Consider the following 25,615-nt stretch of genomic DNA (forward strand, 5'->3'; position numbering starts at 1 on the left):
GGCCCGCGGCCTTGTCGCGGGTGGTCAGCGGAAGATGCCGGTGTGGCCGAGTGAGTAGCGGCCGGGTTGCGGGTAGACGCACAGGCCGTGGGGTCCTTCGCCGACCGGGATCAGCGCCCGCATGTTGCAGACCGACGGCGGACGCGTCCTGATGATCGTCCTCGCGCTGGTGGCCATCGCCGTCGGGATCGCCATCATCGCTCACGGAGCCAGCAAGCGCTTCGCGAGCGGCTGCGCACCGGCTGGACGACTTACCGCACCCGCGAAGCGGTTCTGCGCTTGGGCCAGTTCGGATACTTAGCCCGAGGCGTGATCGCGGTAGCGGTCGGCTTCCTTGCTCTGCGGGCAGCCTTGTCGGCCACACCGGGTAAGGCCAAGGGCCTGGACGCGACGCTGCGCTCCTTCGCGCTGACCTCGTTCGGCCTCTACTCCTTCGCGGAGGCTCGCTGGCGGCGCACCCTGGGTGGTGTACCTCGCTGACCCTGCAGACCACGCCAGCCATGGCTTGCACGCGACCCGGGCCGACCTCACCTACGGTGACCTCGGTTCCTGCACGGCGCGGCACGAGATCAGCGTCGCCGGCCCGCTGGGGCCCGTGCGCTGAGCGTCGGCGAGCAACGCCCGCGGCGGCGGCCTCGTCCGTCCGGTGCCGGTGCGCCGTGGCCCGTGCGCCTGCGGCGCGGGGCTGGGATACCTACGATGGGGGAGTGCCGTGGTCCGGCAGAAAGAAGAGACACCGAACGATTCGGGGCAGGGGTGCGAGTGACAGAGCCCAGTGACGTGACGCGGCCCGTGATCGTGACCGTTGACGACGATCCCGGAGTGTCCCGCGCTGTGGCCCGTGACCTTCGCCGCCGCTACGGGGAGCTGCATCGGGTGGTGCGCGCGGAGTCCGGCGAATCGGCACTGGACGCTCTGCGTGAGTTGAAGCTGCGCGGAAATCTGGTCGCGGTCATTCTCGCCGACTACCGCATGCCGCGGATGAACGGCATCGAGTTCCTCGAACAGGCCATGGACGTGTATCCGGGCGCGCGGCGGGTGCTGCTCACGGCCTATGCCGACACCAACGCCGCCATCGAGGCGATCAATGTCGTGGACCTCGACCACTACCTGCTCAAGCCCTGGGACCCGCCCGAGGAGAAGCTCTACCCGGTGGTGGACGACCTGCTGGAGACGTGGCTGGCCTCGGATCACCGGCCGGTACCGGAGACCAAGGTCGTCGGGCACCGTTGGTCGGCGCGCTCGTCCGGGGTCCGTGAGTTCCTCGCCCGCAATCAGGTTCCCTACCGCTGGTACGCCTCCGACGAACCGGAGGGCCAGCGGTTGCTCGCCGCCGCCGGCGAGGACGGGCTCAGTCTGCCGCTGGTGATCACACCGGACGGGAAACCACTGGTGGAGCCGACCGATCAGGACCTGGCCGGCCGTGTCGGGCTGTCGACCGTACCGGCGGCGGAGTTCTACGACCTCGTCGTGATCGGCGGCGGCCCGGCCGGACTGGGCGCGGCCGTGTACGGCGCGTCCGAGGGGCTGCGGACCGTGCTGGTCGAGCGCACGGCCACCGGTGGTCAGGCGGGCCAGAGCTCGCGGATCGAGAACTACCTGGGCTTCCCGGACGGGGTGTCCGGTGCGCAGTTGGCGGACCGCGCGCGCCGCCAGGCCACCAAGTTCGGCGCCGAGATCCTCACCGCACGTGAGGTGACCGGCCTTGAGATCAACGGCCCGTCACGCACCGTACGCTTCTCGGACGGGTCCGCCATCGCCGCGCACACAGTGATCCTCGCGACGGGGGTCTCCTACCGGCAGCTGAACGCTCCCGGAGTGCCGGAACTGACCGGCCGCGGGGTCTACTACGGCTCCGCTCTCACCGAGGCGGCCAACTGCCAGGGACAGGACGTGTACATCGTCGGCGGCGCGAACTCCGCCGGGCAGGCCGCCGTCTACCTGGCCAGGGGCGCCAAGTCCGTGACGATCCTGGTGCGCGGAACCTCACTGGTCGCGTCGATGTCGCACTACCTGGTCCAGCAGGTCGAGGGCATTCCCACCATCTCGGTCCGTACCCGCACCGAGGTCGTGGCCGCGCACGGCACCGACCATCTGGAGGGACTCACGCTGCGCGACGCCACGACCGGCGTGACCGAGCAGGTCACCACGTCGTGGCTGTACGTGTTCATCGGCGCGGCTCCGCTGACCGACTGGCTGGACGGCGTCGTGATGCGCGACAGCCACGGCTTCGTCGTGGCAGGCCCCGACACCCTCGTCGACGGGCATCCGCCCAAGGGCTGGCAGCTGGACCGGCCTCCTTACCACCTGGAGACATCCGTCCCGGGCGTGTTCGTGGCGGGCGACGTGCGCGCGGAGTCCGCCAAGCGCGTCGCTTCCGCCGTCGGCGAGGGCGCCATGGCCGTGATGCTCGTACACCGGTACCTGGAGCGGCTATGACCGCGCAGCCGAATCCGTGCAGCGTGGACGAGCTGCGCGCGCTGTTCCTCTTCGAGAAGCTGGCCCCCGGCCAGCTGGCGTGGCTGTGCCGTGAGGGCCGGGTGGAGCTCGCCGGGCCCGGGCAGGTGTACGCCGAGGGCGATCCCGCGAGCTGCTTCTACGTCCTGCTCGAGGGCACCGTCGTCCTGTCCCGCCGGGTCGGGGCGGACGACGTCGAGGTGACCCGCACCTCCGAGCCCGGAGTGTATGCCGGTGCGTTCCAGGCCTACCTCGGTGACCGGGTTCCTCAGGTCTACAACAGCTCGCTGCGGGCCACCGTGCCCTCGCGGTTCTTCGTGCTCGCCGCCGACGCGTTCGCGGGGATGATGCGCGAGTGGTTCCCGATGGCCGTCCACATGCTGGAAGGGCTGTTCTTCGGCAACCAGACCACCCAGCGGGCCATCGGCCAGCGGGAACGGCTGCTGGCGCTGGGGTCGTTGTCGGCCGGACTCACTCACGAGCTGAACAACCCCGCGGCCGCCGCCCTCCGCGCGACCTCCGCGCTGCGCGAGCGGGTCGCCGGGATGCGCCACAAACTGGGCACCATCGCGGCCGGCCCGTACGAGCGCGCCGCCTTGGAGACCCTGATCGGCCTGCAGGAAGGCGCCGCGGACCAGGTATCCAAGGCCCCGTCGCTCAGCCCGATCGAGGCGTCCGACCGGGAGGACGAAGTCGCCGACTGGATCGACGCCCACGACATCACCGGCGGCTGGGAACTCGCGCCGGCCTTCGTGCAGGCGGGACTGGACACGCAGTGGCTGAACCAGGTCGCGGCCGTCGTCGACGAGGCAGCTTTGGAAGGTGCGTTGCGGTGGCTCAACTACACGGTCGAGACCGAGCTGTTGATGAACGAGATCGAGGACTCCACCGCCCGGATCTCGGCGCTGGTGGGCGCGGCGCGGCAGTACTCGCAGCTGGACCGGTCGCCCTACCAGGTCGTCGACGTGCACGAGTTGCTGGACAGCACCCTGCAGATGCTTGCCGGTAAGATCGGCTCCGGCGTGACCGTTGTCAAGGACTACGACCGGACGCTGCCCAAGGTCCCGGCATATCCGGGCGAGCTCAACCAGGTCTGGTCAAATCTGATCGACAACGCGGTGTCCGCGATGAACGGAACCGGCACACTCACCGTGCGCACGGCGCTCGACCGCGACCAACTGCTCGTCGAGTTCGGCGACACCGGGCCGGGTGTCTCCCCGGAGATCCGCGAGCGGATCTTCGAGCCGTTCTTCACCACCAAGCCCGTAGGCGAGGGCACCGGGCTCGGGCTCGACATCTCGTGGCGCATCGTGGTGAACAAGCACCACGGCGACCTCCAGGTGGAGTCCGCCCCCGGGGACACGCGCTTCCGGGTGCGCCTCCCGCTCACCGCCCCGGAGTCCGACAGCCAGCAGGAGCAGCTATGACGACAATGCCAGGAATCGACCCCACCGCGACGCCCAGCGGGAGCGGCTGTGCCGAGTGCGAGGCGGCCTCAGGCTGGTGGCTGCACCTGCGCCGGTGCGCGCTCTGCGGCCACATCGGCTGTTGCGACACCTCGCCGTCGCAACACGCGACCGCTCACGCCGCCGCTACCGGGCACCCGCTCATCCGCAGCTTCGAGCCCGGAGAAGCCTGGTACTGGAACTACCCGACCGAAGAGTTCTTCGAGACCGGACCGCCGCTCGCCCCGCCGGAGTCGCACCCCACCGATCAGCCGGTACCAGGACCTACCGGCCGCGTGCCCGCGGACTGGCGGGACCACCTCCACTGACTGTCAGACCCTGCTCCTATCGTTCGTCGTATGGTCTCCGAAACGCACTCCTCCACTGCCCTGGTCGATGAACTGCGTGGTCTCCTGGCGACCGCGTCACCCGGTCGTGCCCGCAAGGCGGTCCGTGAACTGATCACCGTCGCCGACGACGGACAGGCTCTGGAGCTGGCGGCTCGCTTCGCCGCGAGGGTCCACCACTCCAGCGAGCTGCTGTTACGGCAGTGGCCGCTCGCCGCGGACCCGGACGGTTTCTGCGAGATCCTGCTTGCCCCGGCGTTCGCACGCGAAGGGCGCACCGAGCTACGGGTACGCAGGGCGGCATCACTGCGCGGCCTGCGCCATCTGACCATGCTCCGCAAACTCCACGTCGATCGCTGCAAGGAGGTCACCGACCTCACCGACCTCGCCGGCCTCGCCGAATTGGTGGAGCTGGACCTGAACGGTTGCGCGGGCGTCGAGGACCTGACTCCGCTGAGCGGGCTGACCGCGCTGACGCACCTGAATCTGCACCGTTGCCGCGAAGTCGCTGATGTGAGGCCGTTGACGGCGCTCGGCAACCTGCTGCACCTGGACCTGAGCATGACGAAGGTGCGCAGTGTCGACGGTTTCGCCGCCGCGTTCCCGCACCTGCTGACGCTGGGCATGCGGGGCTGCCGCTCGTTCCGCGACGCCTGCCAGCTCTCCGGTCTCACCCGTCTCACCGATCTCGACCTCGGCTGGACCGGAATCCGGGACCTGCGCGGCGTCCGAGCACTTCCCGCCCTGAAGCGCCTGGACCTGAGCAACTGTGCCTCGCTGACCACCCTGACCGGGGCGTCCACGCTGACCGGCCTGACCGAACTCGCGATCACCGACTGCCGGCGTCTGAAAACCCTGTCCGGTCTGGGGACTCACCCCCACCTCAGCCAGCTCAATACCGATGGGTGCACCAGCCTCCGCGACCTGCACGGACTGTCCGGCCTCACCGGCCTCACCAGGCTGATCGTCGTGGGAAGCCGGCAGCTGACCACCCTTGACGGGCTTCAAGGCACCCCTCTGCAATTCTTCAGGGCAGAGCAGTGCCCGGTCCTTGCGGACTTCTCCGCCCTCGCGCACCTGCCGCGGCTGAGTTCTCTCGATCTTGTGGATCTGACCGGACTCATCGGCCTTTCGGCGCTCCCCGGGATGCCCGCCATGGAGACCGTGCGGATCATGAGGTGCGCTTCTCTGGCCGACCTTGACGGAATGAGCCATTATCCCGCTCTGAAAGCCCTCTGGATATGGGGTTGCGATTCCCTGGAGACCGTGAGCGGAATAGAGCGCCTGCCCGCCCTCCGCGAACTGAACATCTGGGAGTGTTCAGAAGTCAAGAACCTGGGGGTGGCAGGAAGCTTTCCCGACGTGGATTCCCTGGAACTCCATCGCCTGCCCTCGCTTTCGGATATCGGCGGCCTGTCCGCATCCCGCATCGACTCGATCTCGATGATCGAGCTCCCACTGGTGCGGAGCCTGAATCCCCTTCAGGACCTGTCTGAACTGCGGAGACTGTCGTTGTCTCGATGCCCTTCGATGGAAGACCTGCCCACTCGCATCGTCCAGTTGGAAGTCCGCGGATTCCCCTGGATCGACCTGTCTCCGATGAAGGGCATGGAATCCCTGATTACCGCAGACCTGTACCTGGACGATCTTCGGGACATTAGTGCGATAACCGAGTTCCCGGAACTTGTGGGCCTTGGACTGGAATCCTCCCGCCAGGTCGAGGACTGGCGTCCACTCCTTTCCCTGCCTGCCCTGCGACGCATCCGCTTCAACCGCAATCGCGGCCTGCCTCTGGGGTTCGAATCCGTTCTTGCCCAGCTCCTGGCGAACGGGGTGGACGAGGTCAAGAACCACGAGCGCTTGTGACCGGGCGACTGTGTGATGCTGGGCGTCCATCCAAGGGCGTTCCGGGCGCTCGGCGAGGAGCCAGTTGACCATGGTCAGAGCGAAGACCTGCTGGATCGGGCCGCATCGGGGGTAGAGGCGTCAGGTGGGTCCCTCGATGGATGGTCGCGGAGGTGGCTGAGTGTGCTGGTCTTGCGGAACGACGTTGCAGTCGGCCGGTGGCTCCGTTGGATGCGGACCGTGCTTGTCAGGGGTCTCGTGCTGCTGGCGGTATGTGCCGCGGCGATCTGGTTGGCAGTGCGGATCACGCCGGTGCAGTCGGTCACCGCAGCGGGGCAGAGCATGCAGGTGGGGGCCGTTCAGCCGGGCTTGAGCCTGTCCGGTCCCGGAGAGCTCGATCTCTTCGGTGAGGCGATACCGACCAAGCCGCATTTCGACGGGCCGATCCGCCCACGTCTGAGGCTCGCGCACATCACCATCGACTCCCAGGTGCACCAGATCGTCCGCTCGGACGGGCACGACACCCTGGAACTGACGCTGAGTCGGCAACTGGCCGCGGGGTGGACCCGCTACTGCTTGTGGGAGACAGTCATCGCCGCCGGCTGCACCGCGGTCGTCTTCGTCGCCTTCGCCGGTGTTCGCCGCGCCTCCCGGCGCAGCATGTTCACGATGCTCGCCGCAGGCGTGGTGAGTGTCTGCGTCGTGAACGCGATCGGGGTCTACCTCCTGGCCTCGAGCACGCCGCGGGCTCTGCAACAGGTGCGCACACTCGATGACCTGGTCGGACGGAGTCCCGCACAGCCGGTGCCGGCCGCGAAGGGATCCGCACTGACCGGAGTGCGGGTGGTCGTGCTCGGCGACTCCACAGCCGCAGGGATCGGCAATCGGCTCGTCGATCACGCCACCGCGCTGGACAGGGCGTGCGGACGCAGTTCGGATTCCTATGCTGCGGACCTTGCCGAGGTGAACGGATGGAACGTGCTGAACCTGGCCTGTCAGGGAGCCACCATCCGCGACGGCGTCCTCGGCGTGCAGTTCCGTGGCGACCAGGTGGTGCCTGCCCAACTTGCCGTCGCCCAGCGTGCCACCAGCGCGTCGACGATCATCGTGAGTATCGGCGCGAACGACATGAACTGGGCTGTGCTGACCGGCGTGTGCGCCTCCTCCCCGGTTTGCGACGACAAGGCGTCGACGGCCTACTTCCAAAAGCAGCTCGCGGCGTTCACCCAGGACTACTTCGATCTGCTCGACCAGCTCTCCGCTCTTCCCCACCATCCGAGTGTCCTGGTCAACGACTATTTCGAACCCTTCGGTCCAAACAGCGACTGCCTGGGGAAGGAAGGACTGACCACGGCGAAGACCGCTGTTCTTCGCTCGCGCCTGGCGGACCTGAACACCGTCCTGAATCAGGGGGCGGCGACCTTCCGCTTCGCCACCGCCGTTCCGCACTTCGACGGCCACCAACTGTGCAGCGACCAGCCCTTCGTCCAGGGGACCGCCGACCAGGCCCCGCTGCATCCGACGGCAGCCGGTGAACTGGCCATCGCCTTGGCCGACCAACAGGCTCTGGCCCAGATGCAGAGCGCCGCGACCACGCCGCCACCGCAGTCCGGACGGAGCACGACCAGCCCGGCCCCCTCGGCACCGGCGTCCCAGGCCGGACCGTGAACATGACGGTTGCGGTTTCGGGTGCCGCCGGATTCGGTCAGGCCGCCGGAGGCCGCAGGACGTAGCCGATGCCTCGAAGGGTGTGGATCAGCTTGGGGCTGCCGTCGGCGCCGGAGTCGATCTTGCGGCGCAGGTAGGAGATGTAGGACTCGACGATGCTGAGGTCGCCGCCGAAGTCGTAGGCCCAGACGTGGTCCAGGATCTGCACCTTGGACACCACCCGGCCGGTGTTGCTCATGAGGTACTCGAGCAGCCTGAACTCGGTGGGCGACAGGAAGGCGGGCCGTCCGGCGCGCAGCGCCTGGTGGCCGATCCGGTCGAGTTCCAGATCGGCCACCACGAGGCGGTTGTCTGCTGCGGGACCGCTGGTGCGGCGCAGGATCGCCCGGATGCGGGCGATCAGTTCTTCCAGGCTGAAGGGCTTGGTGACGTAGTCGTCGCTGCCGGCCTTCAGCCCGCTGATTTTGTCGTCCGCGCTGTCCTTGGCGGTGAGGAGAATCACCGGGATGCGGTCGTGCGCGGCGTCCTTGGGCGGAGCCGCGGACTGGTCCCGCAGCCGCCGCAGCACGGTGAAGCCGTCCATGTCGGGCAGCATCACGTCCAGGACCACGAGATCTGGACGGTCCCGGGCGACGGCCTCCGCCGCCTCCGAACCGGAGGCGGCGGAGGACACGTGGAAGCCGGCGAACCGCAGGGATGCCGAGAGCAGTTCGCGGATGTTGGGTTCGTCGTCGACGATCAGGAGTTTCGCTTCGGTGGTGTGCATGGTTCGACCCCCGAGAGGATGGGAGAGGAGCTGGTCGGAGCGCAGGCGTGGGTATGACATCGGTGAGGACCGGATATCAGCCGGCGGGTGCGCCGCCACCGAACCCGCCACCGCCACCGCCGCCGAAGGTGGTGCCGCCTTCGGTGACGCTGCTGGCGGCGACATTGCCGGTGGAGTCGGTGGTGCCCCGGATGGTGACGGTCTGTCCGGGCTGCAGATCGGAGGTCTTGCCGGTCTTGGCGACGCTGACCGTGGTGGAGCTGCCGGTGGTGACCTTGACGACGTTGCCCGAGCTGTCCGTGACATAGATGGTGTTGCCGTCGATCAGCTTCACTGTTCCGGTGGTGGAGCCACTACCTGCGCTGCCGCTGCCGGAACCCGACCCGGCGCCGGCGGTCCCGGTTCGGCCCGCGCCCGCAGCCGCGCCGGATCGGGCGGCTGTGAAGGGGTTGGCGGCTGTCGGGTTGTTGTTCTTCTCGACGTAGGCCCCGCCGGCGAAGGCGCCCGCAGCGATCACCCCGGTGGCGAGCAGCAGGGTGAGCCAGGGCAGCTTGCGGCGTGGCGGGGCGGCGAGTTCGGCTGCGACGTCGCGGGCGTCCGGGGACTCGGCGAGGATGTCCTCCGGGTTCGTTCCGATCTCCTGGGTGCTGTCCAGGAGCTCGGTCGCAGCCAACGGGTCCTGGTGAAACCCGGGGACGAGTGAGCCGTCGGCTTCGACGATCTCGGCACGGTGTGTGGCCATCTCCGTTTCCCTCCTTGGGTTGTCGTGGTAGTCACTCATGGGGGTCTCACTCATGGCGCAGCGCGTCGATCGGGCGTAGCCCGGCCGCGCGGTTGGCGGGGTAGCTGCCGAAGAACAGTCCGATGGCGACGGCGATCCCGAAGGCCCCGTACACCGAGGAGGGGATCACCACCGGTTTGATGCCGACGATGGTGAAGTGCGCCCCGATGAGTGCGGTCACCACCCCCAGGCCACCGCCGATCAGTGACAGCAGGGTCGACTCGGCCAGGAACTGTCCGAGGATCACGCCCTTGGGCGCGCCGATGGCCTTGCGGATGCCGATCTCCCGGGTCCGTTCGGTGACGGTGACCAGCATGATGTTGGTGATCCCGATCCCGCCGACCAGCAGCGAGATGGCCGCGACCGCGCCCAGCAGCACCGTGAACGTCTGGGTACTGGAGGAGCGGGTGGCCAGCAGGGTCGCCTGGCTGCTGACCCGGAAGTCGACCGCCGTGGCGCTGGAGATGCCGTGCGTGCCCATCAGGATCGTGGTGATCTCGTTGGTGGCCTGGGTGGTGGCGGAGGCGGACTTCGCCTCGACCAGGATCTGGTTGACCGACCCGAAGCCGGTGAAGGCGTTCTGCACCGTCGGCAGCGGGGCGATGATGGTGTCGTCCGGGTCCTGGAAGCCGCTGCCGCTGCCCTTGGTGGCGAGTTCGCCGACGACGGTGAACGGCGTGCCGCCGAGGGTGATCACCTTGCCGATCGGGCTCGCCGTGCCGAACAGGTCGGTGGCCGTCGTCGAGCCGATGACGCACACCTTGCGGGAGTTCAGGACGTCGTCGTCGCTGAAGTAGTCGCCGGAGGCGACCTTGCTGTTGGACGCCTCGAAGTACGCCGGGTAGGTCCCGACCACCGAGCTGACCGTGTGGGAGGTGCCGTTGTACAGGGCTGTCTGCGAGGTGGTGACCTCGGGGGCCACTCCCGCTATGTCCGGGGCCTGGCTGGTGTCCGCCAGCGCCTTGGCGTCGGTGACCGTCAGCGGCTTGGTGCTGGTCGCGGTGGAGGTGGCGGACGAGGTCCCCGACGACACGGTGAGGGCGTTGGTGCCCAGCGCGTCGATGGAGTTCACCACCGCCTGAGAGGAGCCGTTGCCGACCGCCAGCAGGAGGATGACCGCGGCGACACCGATCAGGATGCCGAGCATGGTCAGCCCCGAGCGGACCTTGTTGGCAGCGAGTCCGCCGACGGCGAAGCGAAGTGTCTGGAGCGGGTTCACCCCTGGACTCCCGTCTGTACGTGGTTCTGTACGTGCAGTGAGTTCTCCGCGAATCCGAGCGGGTCGAGCAGCGCCGGCGGTGGGCCGACGATCTGCGCCTGCCGCACGTCCTCGTAGACCCGGCCGTCCACCAGGCGCACCACGCGTTTGGCGTGCCGGGCCACCTCGTCCTCGTGCGTGATCAGGACCACGGTGCGGCCGGAGGCGTTGAGCCGGTCGACGATGGCCAGGACGTCGTCGGTGCTACGGCTGTCCAGGTTGCCGGTCGGCTCGTCCGCCAGCAGCATCGCCGGTGCCGTCACCAGCGCACGGGCCACCGCCACACGCTGCTGCTGGCCACCTGACAGCTCCTGGGGACGGTGGCCCGCCCGCTCGGCCAGACCCACCAGCCCCAACGCCGCCATCGCCCGACGGCGGCGCTCCTTGGCCTTCACCCCCGCGTACGCCAGCGGCAGCTCGACCTGGGCGACCGCCGTGGTGCGCGGCACCAGGTTGAACGACTGGAAGATGAACCCGATCTTGCGGTTCCGCACCAGCGACAGCTGGTGCTCGTCCAAGCCGCCCACATCGATGCCGTCCAGCAGATATCGGCCCGAGGTCGGTGCGTCCAGGCAGCCCAGGATGTTCATCAAGGTCGACTTGCCGGACCCCGAACTACCCATGATGGCGACGAAATCGCCCTCATGGATCGTCAGGTCCACTCCCTGGGGCCGCCCCCGGTCGTCCGGCGGGCCGGCCAGCGCGTGGACCGCCGCCTCGCCCTCGCCGTACGACTTCACCAACCGCTGCACGGTGATCACCGGGACCGGCTCATCGGCCTGGTGGGACTGCTCGGGGACTCGGCGCGCCGCGATGCCGCGACGTCGCAGGGTCGCCAGGGTCGGCAGGGAATGGCTCATCCTCGACCACCCCCGCCGGTACCGAGAGCACCAGCCGCGGCGCCGCCACCGGTGCGCCCGCCGCCCGCGCCGCCGGGGAAGGCGCCGCTCGGGAAGCCGTTGCCGCCGCCGGCCGAGACCACGGTCAGCTGGACCTTCTCACCCACGGTGACCCCGTTGGTGATCTGTACCTCGGTGTCGCCCTGCACGCCGACCGTCACGGTCTGGCGGGTGGTGGCGCCGTTCGCGCCGACGATGGTGACCGAGCTGTTGGCACCCGTACCGCTGATCGCGGTGGTCGGCACATACAGCGCGTCGGTCGCCTCGGCGGTCGTCACCTGCACGCTGGCGCTCAGCCCGGTCCGCAGATTGCTGGTGTCGCTGGTGACGGCCAGCAGCGCGGCGTACTGGACCGCACTGGAGGAGGAACCGCCGCCGGAGGATGAGCTGCTGCTCACGGGGACCGAACTGATCGACAGCACCTTCGCGTTGAGCGTGGTGCCGGCCTCGGCGTTCAAGGTGACCGTGGCGGCCTGACCGGACTGCAGCTTCAACGCGTCGGACTCGGAGAAGTCCGCCGAAACCTCCATGCCCGTGGGGTTGGTGATGACCACAAATCCGCTGGGTGTTGAGGAGGAGCTGGAAGTGGAGGAGGAAGAGGAGTTAGCACTGGAACCACCGCCCGACGAGCCGGAGCCGGTGCCGGAGGCCGTGTCGCCGACCTTTCCGGACACCGAGGCGACCGTGCCGCTCTCCGGCGCGATGATCACCGTGCCGGCCACCGCCCGCTGAGCTGCGGCGACCGCGTTCTCTGCCGCCGTCACCTGCTCCTGCGCCTGGGCCAACTGGGCAGCGTTCACCGTCGGCGTGGGCGTGGGCGTCGCACTGGGAGTGCTGGCGGCGACATAGGAGGCGGGCTGCACGACCACACTGCCAGAGCTCACCGCACGGGCCTTCGCCGTCGAGGAGGCGCTCGCCGAGGGAGAGGGACTTGTCGTAGGCGTCGCCGTCCTGGCGGGAGTGGAGCCGGCCGTGGGGGCCGGGCTCGGCACGCGACTCGACGAGGGGGACGTGGTCGCGCTGGAACCGCCGGACCCACTGGAGCTGCCCGAGCCCGAGCCCGAGCCCGATCCCGACCCGGTGCTGGTGGTCGAGCTGTTGCCCGCCTCCACACTGGTCAGGTTCGCCTGCGCGGACGACAGCGTGGCCTGCGCCGTGCTGAGCGTCTGGTTGGCGGACGTCGGATCGACCTTCGCCAGCACCTGCCCGGCCGTGACATGGGCGCCTGCCGCGACATCGACCTCGGTCACCGTGCCACCGGTGACGAAGTTGACTCCCGCGTTGGAGGGGGAGACCAGCGAGCCCGAGCCGGAGACCGTCGCCTGCACCGTCCCCTGGGCCACGGTTGCGGTCTTCGCAGCCGCGGCCTTGGTGGCGGAACTGCCTTGGTTCACCGCCGCGTACGCGGCACCTGCGCCCGCCACCAGCACGAGGCCCAGTGCGGAATTGAACAGGGCGGCTCTGCGCCGCCGTGGAAGCACCTTCATAGCGCCGCAGCCTGAACCGGCTTCCTATCCGTGCCTGCCCCGAATCTGGGAGTTCGCTGCGGCCGTTGCGGCCCGAAGCCACCCACCAACCTGTGCATATCGGGCGGTAGCTGGTTATTCAGCGCGTCGATCACATCTTTCGCGAATCAGATCCCAGGAAATCAGCAGTCTTCGCCCAGGGCGCCCCTACACCCGTGCGGTTGGGTCTCCTGCAGGTGGTCGCATGCTCACCCGAACCCGCCACCATCACGCCCTGCACAGCCCGCAACAGTACGGAGGAACCACCGGTCATGATGAGAAGCACCAGCAGGACGACGACCCCACGGGTCCTCGCCGCAGCCGGCCTCCTCGCGTCAGGGGCACTGCTGCTCACCGGATGCTCCTCCGGCTCCACAGCACCCGCCGCAGGTGCCGCGGCATCCGCCGGCGCAAGCGGTTCGTCGCAGTTCACGCAGTACAGCGACTGTCTGAAGTCCCACGGCGTCACCTTGCCCAGCGGACGCCCAGGTGGGCGTCCCTCCGGCGCGGCACGTCCCAGCGGGCGTCCGAGCGGTGGTGCCGGTGGATTCGGCGGCGCTTCGGCCAACCCGTCCCAGGCCGCGGCCATGCAGGCATGCGCGTCGCTGCGCCCCCAGGGCCAAGGTGGATTCGGCGGCGGGGGCGGCGCCGGCACCACCGCGTCGGCGGCCTTCATCAGCTGCATGAAGGACAACGGCGTGACCGTGACGCCCCAACAGGTCCGCGGCATCAGCACCAGCACCGACTCGAAAACCGTCGCCGCACTGAAGGTCTGCAAGGCCCTGCTGCCTACCGGGGGCCCTGGGACGGCGCCGACGGCGACCCCCAGCTCCTGACCGTCCCGGCTTCACCAGCGCAACCCCAGGTTGGGCGGTACCGGCATTCCGGTACCGCCCAACCTGGGGTTTCTGCTGCGGGTTTCGGCTGCCGTGGTACCCGTCGCCCGGGTGCCGGCGGTGCCGGCTGGTGCCGTCGGGTCTCTCCGGCGAGGCGACGGCTACCGCCGGGTCATCCTCGTCCGCCCCCACCCCCGCCCCCGCCAGTGCCACCGCGACCCGCACCGCCGAAGCCGCCGGCACCCCCGCCAAAGCCGCCGCCGGACCCTCCGGTTGTTGCCACCGTGGTCACCTGCACCTTCTGCCCCTCCGTGAGGCCGCTGGCGATCTGCACGTCGCTGTCTCCGGCCAGGCCCACCGTGACGCTCTGCGTCCGCGTTGTGCCGTTCGCCTCGACCACGGTCGCCGTGCGGGTGGTGCCCGTACCGGTGAGCGCGGCCGTCGGCAGATAGAGGGCGTTGTCCGCCTCACCGGTCAGCACCGACACAGTCGCGCTCAGACCAGTCCTAAGACTGCTGGTGTCGCTGGTGATGGCGAGGACAGCGGCGTACGTGACAGCGCTGCCGGAGCTGCTGGCGGGCAGTGAACTGATGGAAAGGACCTTGGCGTTGAGCTCGGTGCTGGTCCCGGCGTTGAGGGTGACCGAGGCGGACTGACCGGCCTTCACCTTGAGCGCGTCGGCCTCGGCGAAGTCCGCCGAGACCTCCATGCCACCGGGATTGGCGATCACCACGAAACCGCTGGGTGTGGACGAGGAGGTGCTGGAGCTGCCGCTGGACACCGCGTCGCCGACCTTGCCGGTCACCGAGTTGACCGTGCCGGAAATCGGGGCTGTGAGGACTGTTCCGGCCACGGCGGCCTGCGCGGCAGTCACCGAGTTCTGCGCCGCGGTGACCTGAGCCTGGGCCGAGGTCAGCTCGGAGGCATTCACCGTCGGGGTGGACGTCACACCGTTGCTGCTGGTGGCTGTCGGGTTCTCGACCTGAGTCAGGTTGGCCTGCGCGGCGGTCAGTTTGGCCTGGGCCGTGGAGAGGGTCTCGTTGGCCGCGGTGGGATCGACCTTGGCGAGCACCTCGCCCTTGGTGACCTTGGAGCCCGGCTGCACATTCACCTGGGTGACGGTGCCACCGGTCGCAAAGTTCACACCTGCGTCGCTCGGCGAGTACAGCGAGCCGGTGCCACCGACCGTCGCCAGCACCAGCCCCTTGGCGACCGTGTAGGTGGTGGTATTGGACTTGCTCGCGCTGCTACTTGTCGAGGTCTTCACGGCGGCATAAGCCGCTCCCGAACCGGCGACGAGCAGCACTGCGAGAGCAGGGTTCAGCAGAGCGGCCCTACGCCGCTGGGGGAGCACCTTCATAGCGACGCAGCCTGGTCCGGTCCCCAATCGAAGCCCTGTACGGAGTCTGGGAACTGGCTGACAACCCAGGACCTCCCGCCGGCCCATCGCCCAAGCCCCAAGCCTCAGCGGGCGAGTAGTCGCCACCGCCGGCCCAAGGGCACCCCCGGGAATACCAGCGAACTCACAGGACCTTACGACGGCACCAACATCATGTTGGATGAGGCATCCGGTCGCCGCTGCTACTCGGACCGGGCCGAGCCCAGGATGATCTCCGGGAAGTCCTGCCGGGCGGGCGGGCCGTCAGGTGAACTCCGGCATGGCGACAACGCTGTAGGCGCACTCGAGGGTCCGGCCCGTCATGGGATCAGCGAGCGCGACGCGCCAGTGGTCCGCGAACTGGTCCACGCCCCGCAGCATGGGGATGGTGCCGGACAGCAACACCGTGCCCGGCTGGTGCAGCCCGCGCTTGGCGAGTTCGGCCAGCCAGTAGTGGGGCGGCAGGAGGTCGGCGAGGGTGCCGCGCTGGATGACCGATCCCTCGTTCCGTACCGCGGCAGAGTCCGCAGTACGGAGTGAGGGATCGGCCCCTGACGCGACCCACGCGGTCAGCGTCAGCGTGTCCAGCCGGTCGCACACGTCGGCCAGACGCCACGCTCCGCGACCCAGGACGTCCGGCCCGGCCTGCTTGCTCCACCCCACTCCGTACGTCTCCAGGTCGCGGTCGGTGTGGTCGCTCGCGACGGTCAGCAGGACGTCGCGCGGGTCGGGCCCGGCGATCACCATCGCCCACTCGGCCTCGCCGGAGGTCCGGCCGTGCTGCACCGGCACCACGCCGTCCTGGACGGCCAGGTAAGGCGCGACCGGGTAGACCGCCGGAGTTCTGCCGGGGGCCGGTACGCCCAACGCGGCCAACTCGGCTACGTGGGCGGCCACCTGCCGCCGGTCGCGTCCCGAGTAGCCCGCGTTGAGCAGTGCAGTCACCGTGACCGGCACGTTCGTGCCGTCGGGCAGCGTGAAGCTCAGTGTTGACACGACCGGTCTCCGTCATCAGTATATTCGTTGTATACAATGAGTATCACGGATGTCTGCCGGGGGCCACGGAGGGGCGGACCTGCGGGACGGTGAACGGCCTGGCAGCCGATGAGGGTCAGCACCGTGACGTACCGAGCGCGGTCGGAGTTGACACGGCGTCACTTGAACACGGAGGGAAGTCTGGAATGGTCCCTGATGGGGAGCCTGAACTGAAGGACGCGCACGAGTTCTTCGCGGTGGACGAAGTGCCCTGGACGGAGGCCGAGGGAGCGCCCGGGGTGTCGGAACGCGTCCTGAGCGCGGCGTTGTCAGGCGACGCGGCAGAACTCACCAGGCTGGCCCGCTGGGCGCCGGGGCTCGACACCACCTCCGCCGGGGTGATCCGGCACGCCTACTACGAGGAAGTCTTCCTGCTCGAAGGCGAGTTGGAGGATCTCTCGCTCGGCAGGACGTTCACCGCCGGCCACTACGCGTCCCGGCCGCCGGGCATGCCGCACGGTCCGTACCGTACGAGCACCGGATGCCTGATGCTCGAGATCCGCTACCGGCCGCGATGAGGGCGAGGGTCTAAGGACGGCCCTCGTGGGCCTCGCTTCACGAGGCGAGCAACACCGCCTGGGTGGCCTGGAGATGGGCGTTGATGGCGTCCACAGCGGCCTCGCTGCCGCCCGCCACGAGCGCGTCGAGGATGGCGCGGTGCTCGCCGAGCACCGCGTCCTGCCGGCCGACGGACCGGTACACGGCCACCAGGCCGCACCGGACCTGCTTGGCGCGCAGCCCCTCGTACATCCTCGTCATCATGCTGTTGCCCGCCGCCCGGACCATAGCCATATGGAAGTCGTGGTCAAGCCTGATGAACTCCGCGGACGCCTCCGGGCTGCGCAGCGCGGCCTGCTGGTCGACGAACCCCTGCATCTCCTCGACCGGCACCAGTCCGCGATCCAGGATCCGCTGGGCGGCGTGGCTCTCCACCATGCTCCGAAGCTCCATCAGCTCGGAGACCTCGCGCCCGGAAAGCGGCGCGACATACGCGCCCCGTCTGGGAACGAGCTGGACCAGGTCCTCGGCGGCCAGCAGCAGCAGCGCCTCGCGGACCGGTGTACGGGACACCGCGATCCGGTCCGCCACGGCCTGCTCGTTGACGAACCGGCCCAGCATCTCGGGATCGGCGAGCACCGTGTCCCGGATGAACTCGTAGGCCTTGCTGCGTCCCGAAAGACCTGGCACAGAGGTCGCTCCCTCGTTCTCGCATCCATACACGTTGTATACCGAATATATCCTGAGCGTACGGCCGAGCCGGGCGTTGTTGGAGGATACCCACAACCGAGGGGCGGCCGTGGGCGATCGTGCGGCACTCGTCGCCCAGCCGATGACGGCGGTACTGGTCAGTCGCCGGGCAGCAGCACGGTCGCGAGGATGCGCCGCTTGCGGCCCGGCGCGGGCGGGTTCGCCACGCGCGGTTGGAGCACCCGCACGAGTTCCTGCATGAGTTCGGCGTACTCGGCGTCGTCGAGCCACATCCCGGCCAGGCGGTAGCCGGCCCCGTCGCGTACGGGGTCGATGTCGCCTCGGGCGAGGTAGCGGTCGGCGTCGCCGAGGAGCCCGGCGACGAACGACATGAACGCCTGGCGATGGTCGTCGGTGCTCATTGTGGCGAGCTCGTCCGGCCCGATGCCGGCAGCGGACACCCGGAGCATGTAGGTGCGCTCGACCGCGCCGCGCACCCGTCGCTCCGCTACGACCGCGAGTACCCCGCCATCGACCAGGCGGGCCACGTGGCGGTACAGGCTGGCGGGTGGAACGTCGGCGAGTTCGGCCTTGAGGCCGCTGGTCGTCAGCGCCCGGTCGCCGAGGAAGGCCTGCACGATCCGCAGCCGGACCGGGTGGAGAAGGAGATCAGCGCTGGTCACGGTGCTTAACCTAGCAGTTCAATCTCAATGTTGGTAACGTTCCAACTCGTGAGATCAATGAATGGGGGAGTGGCGGTGGCTGTGAAAGGCAAACCGAACAAGCTGGTGCTCGCCGCCGTAGCGGTGGTGCATGTGACGGCCGCGGCGTTCACCTGGCGCGACCTGCGAGCCAGGACAGCCAGGCAGGTACGGGGCGACAAGAGGATCTGGCGGGTGGCAAGCGCTGTGAACACTCTCGGCTCGGCGGCGTACTGGCTCCTCGGGCGGCGACGCCGGGACGGCTGACGGGCTCAGCCGACCTCGCGGCAACTACCGTTCGGCGACGTGCGGGCGGGCGCGAGCCCTGGACAACGGCGCAGCCGGATCGCGTCGCGTGGGACTTGGTGGGAAAGTGACCACAGGCGGCACCTGAGGACGGCCTGCCCAGGCAGACGCCCACGTCACCGACCAGTCGCCCCCAATGAGACCCGCCTTCTTCCGGCGCTGAAGAATGAGAGGACCCACAAGATGGTTGGGACCGCACAGATCGGTGTCACCGGGCTTGCGGTGATGGGCCGCAACCTGGCGCGGAACTTCGCCCGTCACGGCTATTCGGTCGCCCTCCACAACCGGACGTCCAGCCGCACCCGGTCCCTGGTTGAGGAATTCGGACACGAGGGAAGCTTTGTCCCCACCGAGTCCGCGGAAGCCCTCGTAGCGGCGCTGGAACGGCCGCGAAGGATCATGATCATGGTCAAGGCGGGGGAAGCGACGGACGCGGTGATCGAGGAGTTCGCCCCGCTCCTGGAGCCCGGCGACATGATCGTAGACGGCGGCAACGCCCACTTTCAGGACACCCGCCGCCGCGAGTCCGCTCTTCGTGAACGCGGCATCCACTTCGTCGGCACCGGCGTCTCCGGCGGCGAAGAAGGCGCCCTGGAGGGCCCCTCGATCATGCCCGGCGGCTCGGTGGAGTCGTACGCGTCGCTCGGGCCCATGCTGGAGGCCATCAGCGCGAAGGTGGACGGAGACCCGTGCTGCACTCACATCGGGGCGGACGGCGCCGGACACTTCGTCAAGATGGTCCACAACGGCATCGAGTACGCCGACATGCAGCTCATCGCCGAGGCCTACGACCTGCTGCGCCAGGTGGGTGGCCTGAGCCCCGCGGAAATCGGCGATGTCTTCCGCACCTGGAACAGGGGCAGGCTCGACTCCTACCTCGTTGAGATCACCGCCGACGTGCTCGGCCACACCGACGCCGCCACCGGCAAACCCTTCGTCGACGTCGTTCAGGACCGTGCGGAGCAGAAGGGCACCGGCCGCTGGACCGTGCAGATCGCCCTCGACCTCGGCGTGCCGGTCTCCGCCATCGCCCAGGCCGTGTTCGCCCGCTCCTCGTCGGGTCACACGGACCTGCGCGACGCCTACCGCGGGCTGCCCGGCCCCGCCCCCCAGCCGCTGTCGCCCGGCGACGCGCAGCGCTTCGCCGACCAGGTTGAGCAGGCTCTGTACGCCTCCAAGATCATCGCATACGACCAGGGCTGGAAGATGATCCTGGACGGCAGCAAGGAGTACGGCTGGAGTATCGACCAGGCGGCGATCGCCCGGATCTGGCGGGGTGGCTGCATCATCCGTGCCGCCTTCCTCGACCGGATCCGTGCCGCCTACGCCGCCGAACCCGAGTTGCCGAGTCTCGTCGCCGACAAGGGCTTCGCCGAGGAGATCGCCGGCGCCCAGGATGCCTGGCGCGAGGTCGTCGCCCGGGCCGCGAGGCAGGGCGTCCCCGTACCGGCGTTCTCGACCGCGCTGGCGTACTACGACACGCTGCGCGCCCCGCGCCTTCCCGCCGCGCTCACCCAGGGCCAGCGGGACTTCTTCGGCGCGCACACCTACCGCCGGGTCGACCGTGAAGGCGTATTCCACACACTCTGGGCCGAACCGGGGCGCCGCGAGGAGACTGCCTGAGCGCCGCTCTCCGTCAGTCCTCGCGCCTCAGATCGAGCTGATGATCCGTTGGCGCTGCTCCTCGTACTCCACGTCGGTCAGCGAACCGGCGTCCCTGAGGAGTTGGAGCGTGGAGAGTCGCTCCGCGACACTCGGGGCCGCCGCGTGCTGCCGCAGCTGAGAGTTCGCCTCGTCGGTGATCCTGGGATCACCGGAGAGGAACGCCTGGAGTATCGGAGCCGCGTCAGCCACGCCGATGACCCGTACCCCTTCGATTTCGGTGGTTGAAGACGTCGCGCCGTCGTGGTTCGGATTGGGCGGCACGGCCGGGGAGCCGGGTCGGCCGGCCGCTGCATCCTCGAAGTGCGCCTGCTCTCGAGCCCGGGCGGCCTTGAGGCTGATCCTCGGGTCCGACTTGTCGAACTTCACTTTGCCGCTCTTCGGATCAATCAGGACCCGTACGACGTCCCCCACTCCGGGCTCGCGAAAGTCCAAGGCGAGGTTGGGCGTCTGAAGCACGGCTCGAAAGGGCTGGCCGTTCACGGGGTGCACGTCGGCAGCCCACTCGCGGAGGTTGTTCAGCCCCTGCCCGCCCCCGTGGTGCTTGATGTGGTTCTCGACGATCACCGCCTCGCCGAGCTCCCAGTCCTTCTTGCGGAACATTGACCACCTCCCAGTGAGCTCATGCGGTCCACGCAGACCGCACAACATCGACGATCCCCGTGCCCGCAGCCGCGTACTAGTGGACAGGGCCTGCCGGTGCGGTGGCTAGCTGATCTCCGCCGCCTCGGGGATGATCCGCTGCGCGAGCTTCTCGACGTACTGAGCCGGGTGCCCCTCCGGCGTCAACTGGACTTCGGTGACGCCCAGTGCGGCGAGCTGGGCGAGTTCGGCGAGGAACTCGTCCGTCTGGGTGAGCACTGGGCGGCGGCTGTACATCACCGTCTTCTCGATGGCCTCGTAGTCGCGGCCCTCGGTGGAGCAGTGGGTGCGCAGGACGGCGAGTTTGTGGGCGACTTCGTCCATGCCGGTGCCGAACAGGTTGCAGGCGTCCGCGTACCTGGCGACCAGTAGCAGGGTCTTCTTCTCGCCCCCGCCGCCCAGCATGATCGGCGGGCGGGGCCGGCTCAGCGGGGCGGGCACACAGAGGGTCTCGGCGAGCTGGTAGTGCTGCCCCTGGTAGGGGCCGTTGTTCTCGCTCCACATCTGCAGGCAGATCTGCAGCGTCTCCTCCAGCCGCTCGAACCGCTCGGCCACCGGGACCCACGGAACGCCGAGCCCGCGCTGCTCCCGCTCGTACCAGGAGGCGCCGAGACCGAGCCGGGCCCGGCCGCCGGAGAGCACGTCCAGGGTGGTCACGATCTTGGCCAGCAGTCCGGGGTATCGGTACATCACCCCGGTGACCATCAGTCCGAGTGTCATCCGCTCGGTCAGCGCCGCGAGATACCCGAGGGTGGTGTAACCCTCCAGCATCGGCTCCTCAGCGGTGGCGGGCGGGAACTCCATCTGGAAGTAGTGGTCCATCACGGTGAACGAGCTGATCCCGGCCTGCTCGGCGAGCTGCGCCGTTCGCGCCAGGGTGGGTGCGATCTGTGCGGAGTCGGCGGGGGTCGAGTAGTTCCAGTAGTGCAGGCCGAGCTTCACGGTGAACTCCAGGAAGGCCAGGCGGAGGGCGGTTCGTCCGCCCACAAGATCCGTCTTGCTGACGGTACCTCAGGAGCGGCGGCGACGACGTGTGGTTCGGGAGGTGTCCGGGCAACCTGCCGCATGCACCCCGAGCACGAGCAGTTCACCGTGCAGGGCCGGGCTGAGCGGCGGTGAGCGGCATCAGGAGAGGAGGGCGGCGAGTCTGTCCGCCACCGACCCCCAGTTCACCGTCGCGCGCTCGCGGAAGTCACCGCTGGGGAGGCGTTCGTGAGTGATCGTCATCTCGGTGGTATCGCCCTCGGGCCGCAGGGTGACCGTGACCTGGGTGGTCTGCCCCTGGGTGCTGTCGGCCGTCCAGGTGAACACCAGGCGGTGCGGGCGGTCGACCACCAGGTACTCGCCGGTGACGGTGTCGGCCCCGCTCTCGAAGACCTTGACGATGCGGTACCGGCCGCCGACCACGGGGTCGCAGGCGGCCTCGGCGACGATGCCCGGGTCGGGGCAGAGCCACTGCTGGAGCCGACCGGCGTCGGTCCAGGCGTCGAAGACGTCCTCCGCGCCGGCCTTCAGGCTGCGGGTGACCTGGACGACGGCCTTGGTCACTTGCTCTTCCTCTCTTCGGTGTGCTGCGCGAGGGCGCGCTCTTCGAGATGCGATGCCAGGGCGTCGGCGCGGCGCTCCCAGAACCGGGTGTACTCGGTGATCCACTCCTCGGCCTGGGCGAGCGGCTGCGGGTTCGCACTGAGGTAGTGGTCGCGCCCTCGTATCTCGCGGCGGACCAGTCCGGCCCGTTCCAGCACGATGATGTGTTTGGAGACGGCGGCGAGGGACATCGGCAGCGGCTCGGCGATCTCGGTGACCCGGGCCTCGGCGTGACGCAGGCGTTGCAGGATGGCCCGCCGGGTGGGATCGGCCAGGGCCATGTAGGTGAGATCCAGGGGTGCCGAAGAACGCTCAACCATATTGCTGAATGTTAGCGCGAGAGGTACATTCAACCAAGAGGTTGAATGATTTTCCGTCGTGCGGCAGGCTCGCGCGAGGCCGACAAGAGGAGTGGCAATGACCGTACGTGACCTCAGTGGCACCACCGCGATCGTCACCGGGGCGGGTCGCGGCTTCGGCAGCGAGACGGCAGCCGCGCTGTGCGAGGCCGGAGCCCGCGTCGTCGGCGTGGCTCGCGACAAGGACGACCTGGAGAAGCTGCGGGCCAGGCTCGGCGACGCCTTCGTCCCCGTCGCCGAGGATGCGACCGACCCCGCCGTGGCCGAGCGGCTCGTCGCGGAGTACCGGCCGCGCGTGCTCGTGCTGAACGCGGGAGCGGTGCCGCTGGGCCGCCCGATCCAGGAGTACGACTGGGAGAGCTTCAGCCGGCACTGGCTGGTCGACGTCCAGCACGCGTTCCACTGGATGCGGCAGGCACTGACCCGGCCGCTGGAGCCCGGAAGCATCGTTGTCGCGCTCTCCAGCGGCGCCGCCCTGCGGGGCTCGCCGGTGAGCGGCGGCTACGCCGGTGCCAAGGCCACCATCAGGTTCCTGACCTCCTATGCGGCCGAGGAGTCCGCAAGGAGCGGACTCGGCATCAGCTTCCGAAGCATCCTGCCGCCGATGACTCCCGGAACGGGCGTGGGCAACGCGGGCGTCCACGCCTACGCGCAGCGGTCGGACACCGAAGTGGACGAGTTCGTCCGTCGCCTCGGCCCAACCCTCACTCCGGCCCAGGTCGGTGCGGCCGTCGCGACCCTGGCCGCCGACACCTCCCTCGACTCGGGCGCCTATCAGCCCACGCCCGACGGGTTGCACAAGCTCGACTGACCCGCTCCTCGCTTCGGCGTGCAATTGGGCCACCCTCGCACTCACGCGTACGTAGGCGCACCCCGCCGACGCCAGAGCACCCTCCACGAGGTGTCGCTGAGCGGCTGGGTGGCGGGGCGTCGCCCCGCCACCCGTGGCTTGTCAGCCGTTGTAGGCGGCGAAGAGCTTGGAGAACTCATACGGCGTCTGGGTGATGTTCGTGCACTGCGACAGGCCGCCCTGGCAGGCGTTGGCATCCCTGGTGACCTCCCAGAAGGCCAGCTCGCCAAGGTGGTTCTGCTTGGCGAACGCGATCAGCTGCTGTGCGTCGGAGATGCCGAAGATCTCGTCCGTCGCGTCGTTCTGACCGAGCATCGGGGTCACGCCGACCATGGCCCAGGCCTGGGCGGCGGTCAGGCCGGTCCAGGTCTGGGCGATCTGACCCTCGGTGGCCTGCGCAGCCTGGATCGCGTAGGCGCCCATCCTTCCGGCCGGGCTGGGAGCCGTTGAGTCACCGAAGTCCATGGCCATGACGTTGACGGCGTCCACTACCACGCCGGCACTCTTGGCGGACTGCAGGACGTAGAGGCCGTCTGCGGTCAGTCCGGTGGGCAGGACCGGCAGTGTCAGCGTCACCTTCAGGTCCCGACCCTTGGCGCGCTGCGCCGCCTGGACGGCGGCCACGGCAGCGGATCGGCGGTCGATGGAGGCGTGGTCGGCCACCGCCGCGCCTTCGATGTCGAAGTCGATCCGGTCCAGCGCGTAGGCGTCGACGACCTTCTGGTACTGGGCGGCGAGACTGGCCACGGTCGTGCAGGACTGGGCGAGTTCGGTTCCGTTGGCTCCGCCGAAGGAGGGCCGGACGTCGCCGCCCGCTGCTCGGACGGCGTCGAAGTCCGCCTTGTCCCAGCCGGCGGCCGGGTCGTAGGCGCCGAACCAGCTCGCCGTGCAGGCAGTGCTGCCATTGATGATGAAGCCCAGGGAGAACTGCTTGAGCCCGGTCGCCGAGGCGATCTGGGGCAGGCTGGGCGTGGGCCAGGCGCCGAGGTCCACGTAGGGTGCCGCCGTGCCGGCCACCGCACCGCTACCGGCGGTCGCGGTCACCAAAGCGGAGTGCGCCGACTCGTTGCCTGCGGCGTCGAAGGCGGTGAGGCTGACGGTGTGGCTGCTTCCGGCCAGGAGCCCGGTGAGGTTTGCCGTGGTGCCGGAGACCGTCGCGACGACCGACGTCCCCTCGTACACGTGGTAACCGATGACGGCGACGTTGTCGGTCGACGCCGTCCAGGCCAGGGCCACGCTGCCAGGCCCGGTGCCGGTGACCTTGAGGCCGGTCGGGGTGGACGGCGGGGTGGTGTCGGCGGGGACGCCCTGGCACGGCTCGTTGTTGATGACGCAGTTGCTCGGGAAGGTCTGCGTCGAGCCGGTGGAGATGTCCATCCCGACGACGGCAGCGGTGGCCCCGGGGGCCAGTGCAGAGGCCCAACTCGGTGACGCGATGGTGTAGTGGGTGCCGCTGTGGGTGAGGGTCCCGTTCCAGGCGCTGGTGACGGCCTCGCCCGCGGGGAGGTCGAAGACGAGGGTCCAGGAGTTGACGGTCGCGTTGGTGTCGTTGGTGATCGTGTACCCGCCCTCGAATCCGCCCGTCCAGGTCTGGGTGACCGCGAAGTTCGCGATGAGCCCGGTCAGCCCGGTGGCGGCGTTGGACGTGGCAGGGGTGAGCAGGGGCGCGGCGATCAAGGCCGCAGCAGTCATGACGTGCAAGGTGACGCGCCTCACGGGCGGGTCCTCCTCGGCGTGGGGGCAGCGCAGAGCTCGCGCTGCCGAGGAATGTGGGGGTGATCGACCGCGGCCCCCCTACCGTGGTCCAGACCAATACCCTGCGTCAAGAGGCCCTGGGGTCAAGAACTGTGGGAGACGGTGCAACGGTCGCAGCCGTCGGCGGACAGCGTGCTGTGGCTGGCACCCCCGAACCTCCAGGGCCTGCTACTGCGGGGGACCACTCCCCGGCTGCCGGTGGCGGTCGAGGGGTCTGCGTCCCACGTCGCATATGCGGTGATTTTGGACGCCCGTGGGGAAAGTGCCGTTCGCACGCGCCGATGCCCCGCCGCCCTGGCGCATGTGTCAGGGCATGCGGAGGGCGCGGGGCTTCGGTGTGCAGTT

25 protein-coding genes are annotated in these 25,615 nt (G+C 69.1%); 11 read left to right on the forward strand and 14 right to left on the reverse strand.

The genetic code is table 11. The features are described 5' to 3' along the window. The first annotated feature begins 87 nt into the window (after positions 1 to 87). The 6 genes from ABIA33_RS10955 to ABIA33_RS10980 all read left to right on the forward strand — a co-directional run bounded on the left by ABIA33_RS10955 (position 88) and on the right by ABIA33_RS10980 (position 7,762). Positions 88 to 480 carry a DUF1206 domain-containing protein gene (locus ABIA33_RS10955; RefSeq protein WP_370079902.1) on the forward strand — a complete coding sequence of 131 codons (393 nt, stop codon included), beginning with the start codon at positions 88 to 90 and terminating at the stop codon, positions 478 to 480. A gap of 282 nt (positions 481 to 762) precedes the next feature. Continuing rightward, on the forward strand, positions 763 to 2,439 hold the full coding sequence (locus ABIA33_RS10960) for an FAD-dependent oxidoreductase (RefSeq protein ID WP_370079904.1): 1,677 nt from the start codon (positions 763 to 765) through the stop codon (positions 2,437 to 2,439). Then, positions 2,436 to 3,884 carry an ATP-binding protein gene (locus ABIA33_RS10965; RefSeq protein ID WP_370079906.1) on the forward strand — a complete coding sequence of 483 codons (1,449 nt, stop codon included), beginning with the start codon at positions 2,436 to 2,438 and terminating at the stop codon, positions 3,882 to 3,884. The genes ABIA33_RS10960 and ABIA33_RS10965 overlap by 4 nt, the downstream gene beginning before the upstream one ends. Further along, positions 3,881 to 4,231, forward strand: coding sequence for a UBP-type zinc finger domain-containing protein (locus ABIA33_RS10970; protein WP_370079908.1), 351 nt, complete (start codon positions 3,881 to 3,883; stop codon positions 4,229 to 4,231). The genes ABIA33_RS10965 and ABIA33_RS10970 overlap by 4 nt, the downstream gene beginning before the upstream one ends. Before the next feature lie 30 nt (positions 4,232 to 4,261). Continuing rightward, complete coding sequence (locus ABIA33_RS10975) at positions 4,262 to 6,115, forward strand: leucine-rich repeat domain-containing protein (RefSeq protein ID WP_370079910.1); 1,854 nt, start codon at positions 4,262 to 4,264, stop codon at positions 6,113 to 6,115. Positions 6,116 to 6,325: 210 nt separating this feature from the next. Next, complete coding sequence (locus ABIA33_RS10980) at positions 6,326 to 7,762, forward strand: GDSL-type esterase/lipase family protein (RefSeq protein WP_370079912.1); 1,437 nt, start codon at positions 6,326 to 6,328, stop codon at positions 7,760 to 7,762. Between the two features lie 37 nt (positions 7,763 to 7,799). Here the strand turns inward: ABIA33_RS10980 and ABIA33_RS10985 are convergent, their stop codons facing one another. The 5 genes from ABIA33_RS10985 to ABIA33_RS11005 all read right to left on the reverse strand — a co-directional run bounded on the left by ABIA33_RS10985 (position 7,800) and on the right by ABIA33_RS11005 (position 12,953). Continuing rightward, positions 7,800 to 8,528 (reverse strand): response regulator transcription factor, encoded by a 729-nt coding sequence (locus ABIA33_RS10985; RefSeq protein ID WP_370079914.1) that lies wholly within the window; start codon positions 8,526 to 8,528, stop codon positions 7,800 to 7,802. 76 nt (positions 8,529 to 8,604) lie between these two features. Next, positions 8,605 to 9,270: a hypothetical protein gene (locus tag ABIA33_RS10990; protein ID WP_370079916.1), complete on the reverse strand. Its 666-nt coding sequence runs from the start codon at positions 9,268 to 9,270 to the stop codon at positions 8,605 to 8,607. 46 nt (positions 9,271 to 9,316) lie between these two features. Continuing rightward, complete coding sequence (locus ABIA33_RS10995; protein WP_370079918.1) at positions 9,317 to 10,528, reverse strand: ABC transporter permease; 1,212 nt, start codon at positions 10,526 to 10,528, stop codon at positions 9,317 to 9,319. After that, positions 10,525 to 11,427: an ABC transporter ATP-binding protein gene (locus ABIA33_RS11000; RefSeq protein ID WP_370079920.1), complete on the reverse strand. Its 903-nt coding sequence runs from the start codon at positions 11,425 to 11,427 to the stop codon at positions 10,525 to 10,527. The genes ABIA33_RS10995 and ABIA33_RS11000 overlap by 4 nt, the downstream gene beginning before the upstream one ends. Then, the gene (locus ABIA33_RS11005; RefSeq protein ID WP_370079922.1) at positions 11,424 to 12,953 is read right to left on the reverse strand and encodes an efflux RND transporter periplasmic adaptor subunit; all 1,530 of its coding nucleotides are present in this window, start codon (positions 12,951 to 12,953) and stop codon (positions 11,424 to 11,426) included. Before ABIA33_RS11005 ends, ABIA33_RS11000 begins: the two co-directional genes overlap by 4 nt. Positions 12,954 to 13,243: 290 nt before the next feature. Here ABIA33_RS11005 and ABIA33_RS11010 point away from each other — a divergent pair, with 290 nt between their 5' ends. After that, complete coding sequence (locus tag ABIA33_RS11010; RefSeq protein WP_370079924.1) at positions 13,244 to 13,807, forward strand: hypothetical protein; 564 nt, start codon at positions 13,244 to 13,246, stop codon at positions 13,805 to 13,807. Positions 13,808 to 13,979: 172 nt separating this feature from the next. Here the strand turns inward: ABIA33_RS11010 and ABIA33_RS11015 are convergent, their stop codons facing one another. Then, positions 13,980 to 15,167: an efflux RND transporter periplasmic adaptor subunit gene (locus tag ABIA33_RS11015; protein WP_370079926.1), complete on the reverse strand. Its 1,188-nt coding sequence runs from the start codon at positions 15,165 to 15,167 to the stop codon at positions 13,980 to 13,982. 282 nt (positions 15,168 to 15,449) lie between these two features. Next, entirely contained in the window at positions 15,450 to 16,181 is a 732-nt protein-coding gene (locus ABIA33_RS11020; RefSeq protein ID WP_370079928.1) for a DUF2848 domain-containing protein, read from the reverse strand. Between the two features lie 185 nt (positions 16,182 to 16,366). On the opposite strand from ABIA33_RS11020, the gene ABIA33_RS11025 reads away from it, so the two are divergent. After that, complete coding sequence (locus tag ABIA33_RS11025; RefSeq protein ID WP_370079930.1) at positions 16,367 to 16,738, forward strand: cupin domain-containing protein; 372 nt, start codon at positions 16,367 to 16,369, stop codon at positions 16,736 to 16,738. A gap of 37 nt (positions 16,739 to 16,775) precedes the next feature. Here ABIA33_RS11025 and ABIA33_RS11030 read toward each other — a convergent pair whose 3' ends face one another. Together ABIA33_RS11030 and ABIA33_RS11035 are read right to left on the reverse strand one after the other, a co-directional pair. Further along, the gene (locus ABIA33_RS11030) at positions 16,776 to 17,408 is read right to left on the reverse strand and encodes a GntR family transcriptional regulator (protein ID WP_370079932.1); all 633 of its coding nucleotides are present in this window, start codon (positions 17,406 to 17,408) and stop codon (positions 16,776 to 16,778) included. Positions 17,409 to 17,566: 158 nt separating this feature from the next. After that, positions 17,567 to 18,091, reverse strand: coding sequence for a helix-turn-helix domain-containing protein (locus tag ABIA33_RS11035; protein WP_370079934.1), 525 nt, complete (start codon positions 18,089 to 18,091; stop codon positions 17,567 to 17,569). 81 nt (positions 18,092 to 18,172) lie between these two features. Between ABIA33_RS11035 and ABIA33_RS11040 the strand changes: the two genes are divergently transcribed. Both ABIA33_RS11040 and gndA read left to right on the forward strand, forming a co-directional pair. Continuing rightward, positions 18,173 to 18,376: a hypothetical protein gene (locus ABIA33_RS11040; RefSeq protein WP_370079936.1), complete on the forward strand. Its 204-nt coding sequence runs from the start codon at positions 18,173 to 18,175 to the stop codon at positions 18,374 to 18,376. Positions 18,377 to 18,598: 222 nt separating this feature from the next. Further along, positions 18,599 to 20,038, forward strand: a complete 1,440-nt coding sequence (gene gndA, locus ABIA33_RS11045) for an NADP-dependent phosphogluconate dehydrogenase (RefSeq protein ID WP_370079938.1) — start codon at positions 18,599 to 18,601, stop codon at positions 20,036 to 20,038. Positions 20,039 to 20,065: 27 nt separating this feature from the next. On the opposite strand, the gene ABIA33_RS11050 is transcribed toward gndA, so the two are convergent. From ABIA33_RS11050 to ABIA33_RS11065, 4 genes are all read right to left on the reverse strand, one after another. After that, positions 20,066 to 20,680: a hypothetical protein gene (locus ABIA33_RS11050; RefSeq protein ID WP_370079940.1), complete on the reverse strand. Its 615-nt coding sequence runs from the start codon at positions 20,678 to 20,680 to the stop codon at positions 20,066 to 20,068. Positions 20,681 to 20,785: 105 nt separating this feature from the next. After that, positions 20,786 to 21,661, reverse strand: a complete 876-nt coding sequence (locus tag ABIA33_RS11055; protein WP_370080395.1) for an LLM class F420-dependent oxidoreductase — start codon at positions 21,659 to 21,661, stop codon at positions 20,786 to 20,788. A 183-nt stretch (positions 21,662 to 21,844) separates the two neighbouring features. Continuing rightward, on the reverse strand, positions 21,845 to 22,267 hold the full coding sequence (locus ABIA33_RS11060; protein ID WP_370079941.1) for an SRPBCC domain-containing protein: 423 nt from the start codon (positions 22,265 to 22,267) through the stop codon (positions 21,845 to 21,847). Continuing rightward, complete coding sequence (locus ABIA33_RS11065) at positions 22,264 to 22,626, reverse strand: ArsR/SmtB family transcription factor (RefSeq protein WP_370079943.1); 363 nt, start codon at positions 22,624 to 22,626, stop codon at positions 22,264 to 22,266. The genes ABIA33_RS11060 and ABIA33_RS11065 overlap by 4 nt, the downstream gene beginning before the upstream one ends. A 97-nt stretch (positions 22,627 to 22,723) precedes the next feature. On the opposite strand from ABIA33_RS11065, the gene ABIA33_RS11070 reads away from it, so the two are divergent. Beyond that, positions 22,724 to 23,476 carry an SDR family NAD(P)-dependent oxidoreductase gene (locus ABIA33_RS11070; RefSeq protein ID WP_370079945.1) on the forward strand — a complete coding sequence of 251 codons (753 nt, stop codon included), beginning with the start codon at positions 22,724 to 22,726 and terminating at the stop codon, positions 23,474 to 23,476. Positions 23,477 to 23,617: 141 nt separating this feature from the next. On the opposite strand, the gene ABIA33_RS11075 is transcribed toward ABIA33_RS11070, so the two are convergent. After that, positions 23,618 to 25,207: a cellulose binding domain-containing protein gene (locus ABIA33_RS11075; RefSeq protein WP_370079948.1), complete on the reverse strand. Its 1,590-nt coding sequence runs from the start codon at positions 25,205 to 25,207 to the stop codon at positions 23,618 to 23,620. Positions 25,208 to 25,615: the final 408 nt, after the last annotated feature.

The organism is Streptacidiphilus sp. MAP12-16 (genome assembly GCF_041262165.1).
Lineage (GTDB): Bacteria > Actinomycetota > Actinomycetes > Streptomycetales > Streptomycetaceae > Streptacidiphilus.

Excerpts from the sequence above, each read along its gene's own strand:
- ABIA33_RS10965 (WP_370079906.1), top strand. The coding sequence starts at position 2,436 with ATGACCGCGCAGCCGAATCCGTGCAGCGTGGACGAGCTGCGCGCGCTG.
- ABIA33_RS10970 (WP_370079908.1), top strand. The coding sequence starts at position 3,881 with ATGACGACAATGCCAGGAATCGACCCCACCGCGACGCCCAGCGGGAGC.
- ABIA33_RS10975 (WP_370079910.1), top strand. The coding sequence starts at position 4,262 with ATGGTCTCCGAAACGCACTCCTCCACTGCCCTGGTCGATGAACTGCGT.
- ABIA33_RS10980 (WP_370079912.1), top strand. The coding sequence starts at position 6,326 with ATGCGGACCGTGCTTGTCAGGGGTCTCGTGCTGCTGGCGGTATGTGCC.
- ABIA33_RS10985 (WP_370079914.1), bottom strand. The coding sequence starts at position 8,528 with ATGCACACCACCGAAGCGAAACTCCTGATCGTCGACGACGAACCCAAC.
- ABIA33_RS10990 (WP_370079916.1), bottom strand. The coding sequence starts at position 9,270 with ATGGCCACACACCGTGCCGAGATCGTCGAAGCCGACGGCTCACTCGTC.
- ABIA33_RS11000 (WP_370079920.1), bottom strand. The coding sequence starts at position 11,427 with ATGAGCCATTCCCTGCCGACCCTGGCGACCCTGCGACGTCGCGGCATC.
- ABIA33_RS11005 (WP_370079922.1), bottom strand. The coding sequence starts at position 12,953 with ATGAAGGTGCTTCCACGGCGGCGCAGAGCCGCCCTGTTCAATTCCGCA.
- ABIA33_RS11010 (WP_370079924.1), top strand. The coding sequence starts at position 13,244 with ATGATGAGAAGCACCAGCAGGACGACGACCCCACGGGTCCTCGCCGCA.
- ABIA33_RS11015 (WP_370079926.1), bottom strand. The coding sequence starts at position 15,167 with ATGAAGGTGCTCCCCCAGCGGCGTAGGGCCGCTCTGCTGAACCCTGCT.
- ABIA33_RS11025 (WP_370079930.1), top strand. The coding sequence starts at position 16,367 with ATGGTCCCTGATGGGGAGCCTGAACTGAAGGACGCGCACGAGTTCTTC.
- gndA (WP_370079938.1), top strand. The coding sequence starts at position 18,599 with ATGGTTGGGACCGCACAGATCGGTGTCACCGGGCTTGCGGTGATGGGC.
- ABIA33_RS11050 (WP_370079940.1), bottom strand. The coding sequence starts at position 20,680 with ATGTTCCGCAAGAAGGACTGGGAGCTCGGCGAGGCGGTGATCGTCGAG.
- ABIA33_RS11065 (WP_370079943.1), bottom strand. The coding sequence starts at position 22,626 with ATGGTTGAGCGTTCTTCGGCACCCCTGGATCTCACCTACATGGCCCTG.
- ABIA33_RS11070 (WP_370079945.1), top strand. The coding sequence starts at position 22,724 with ATGACCGTACGTGACCTCAGTGGCACCACCGCGATCGTCACCGGGGCG.
- ABIA33_RS11075 (WP_370079948.1), bottom strand. The coding sequence starts at position 25,207 with ATGACTGCTGCGGCCTTGATCGCCGCGCCCCTGCTCACCCCTGCCACG.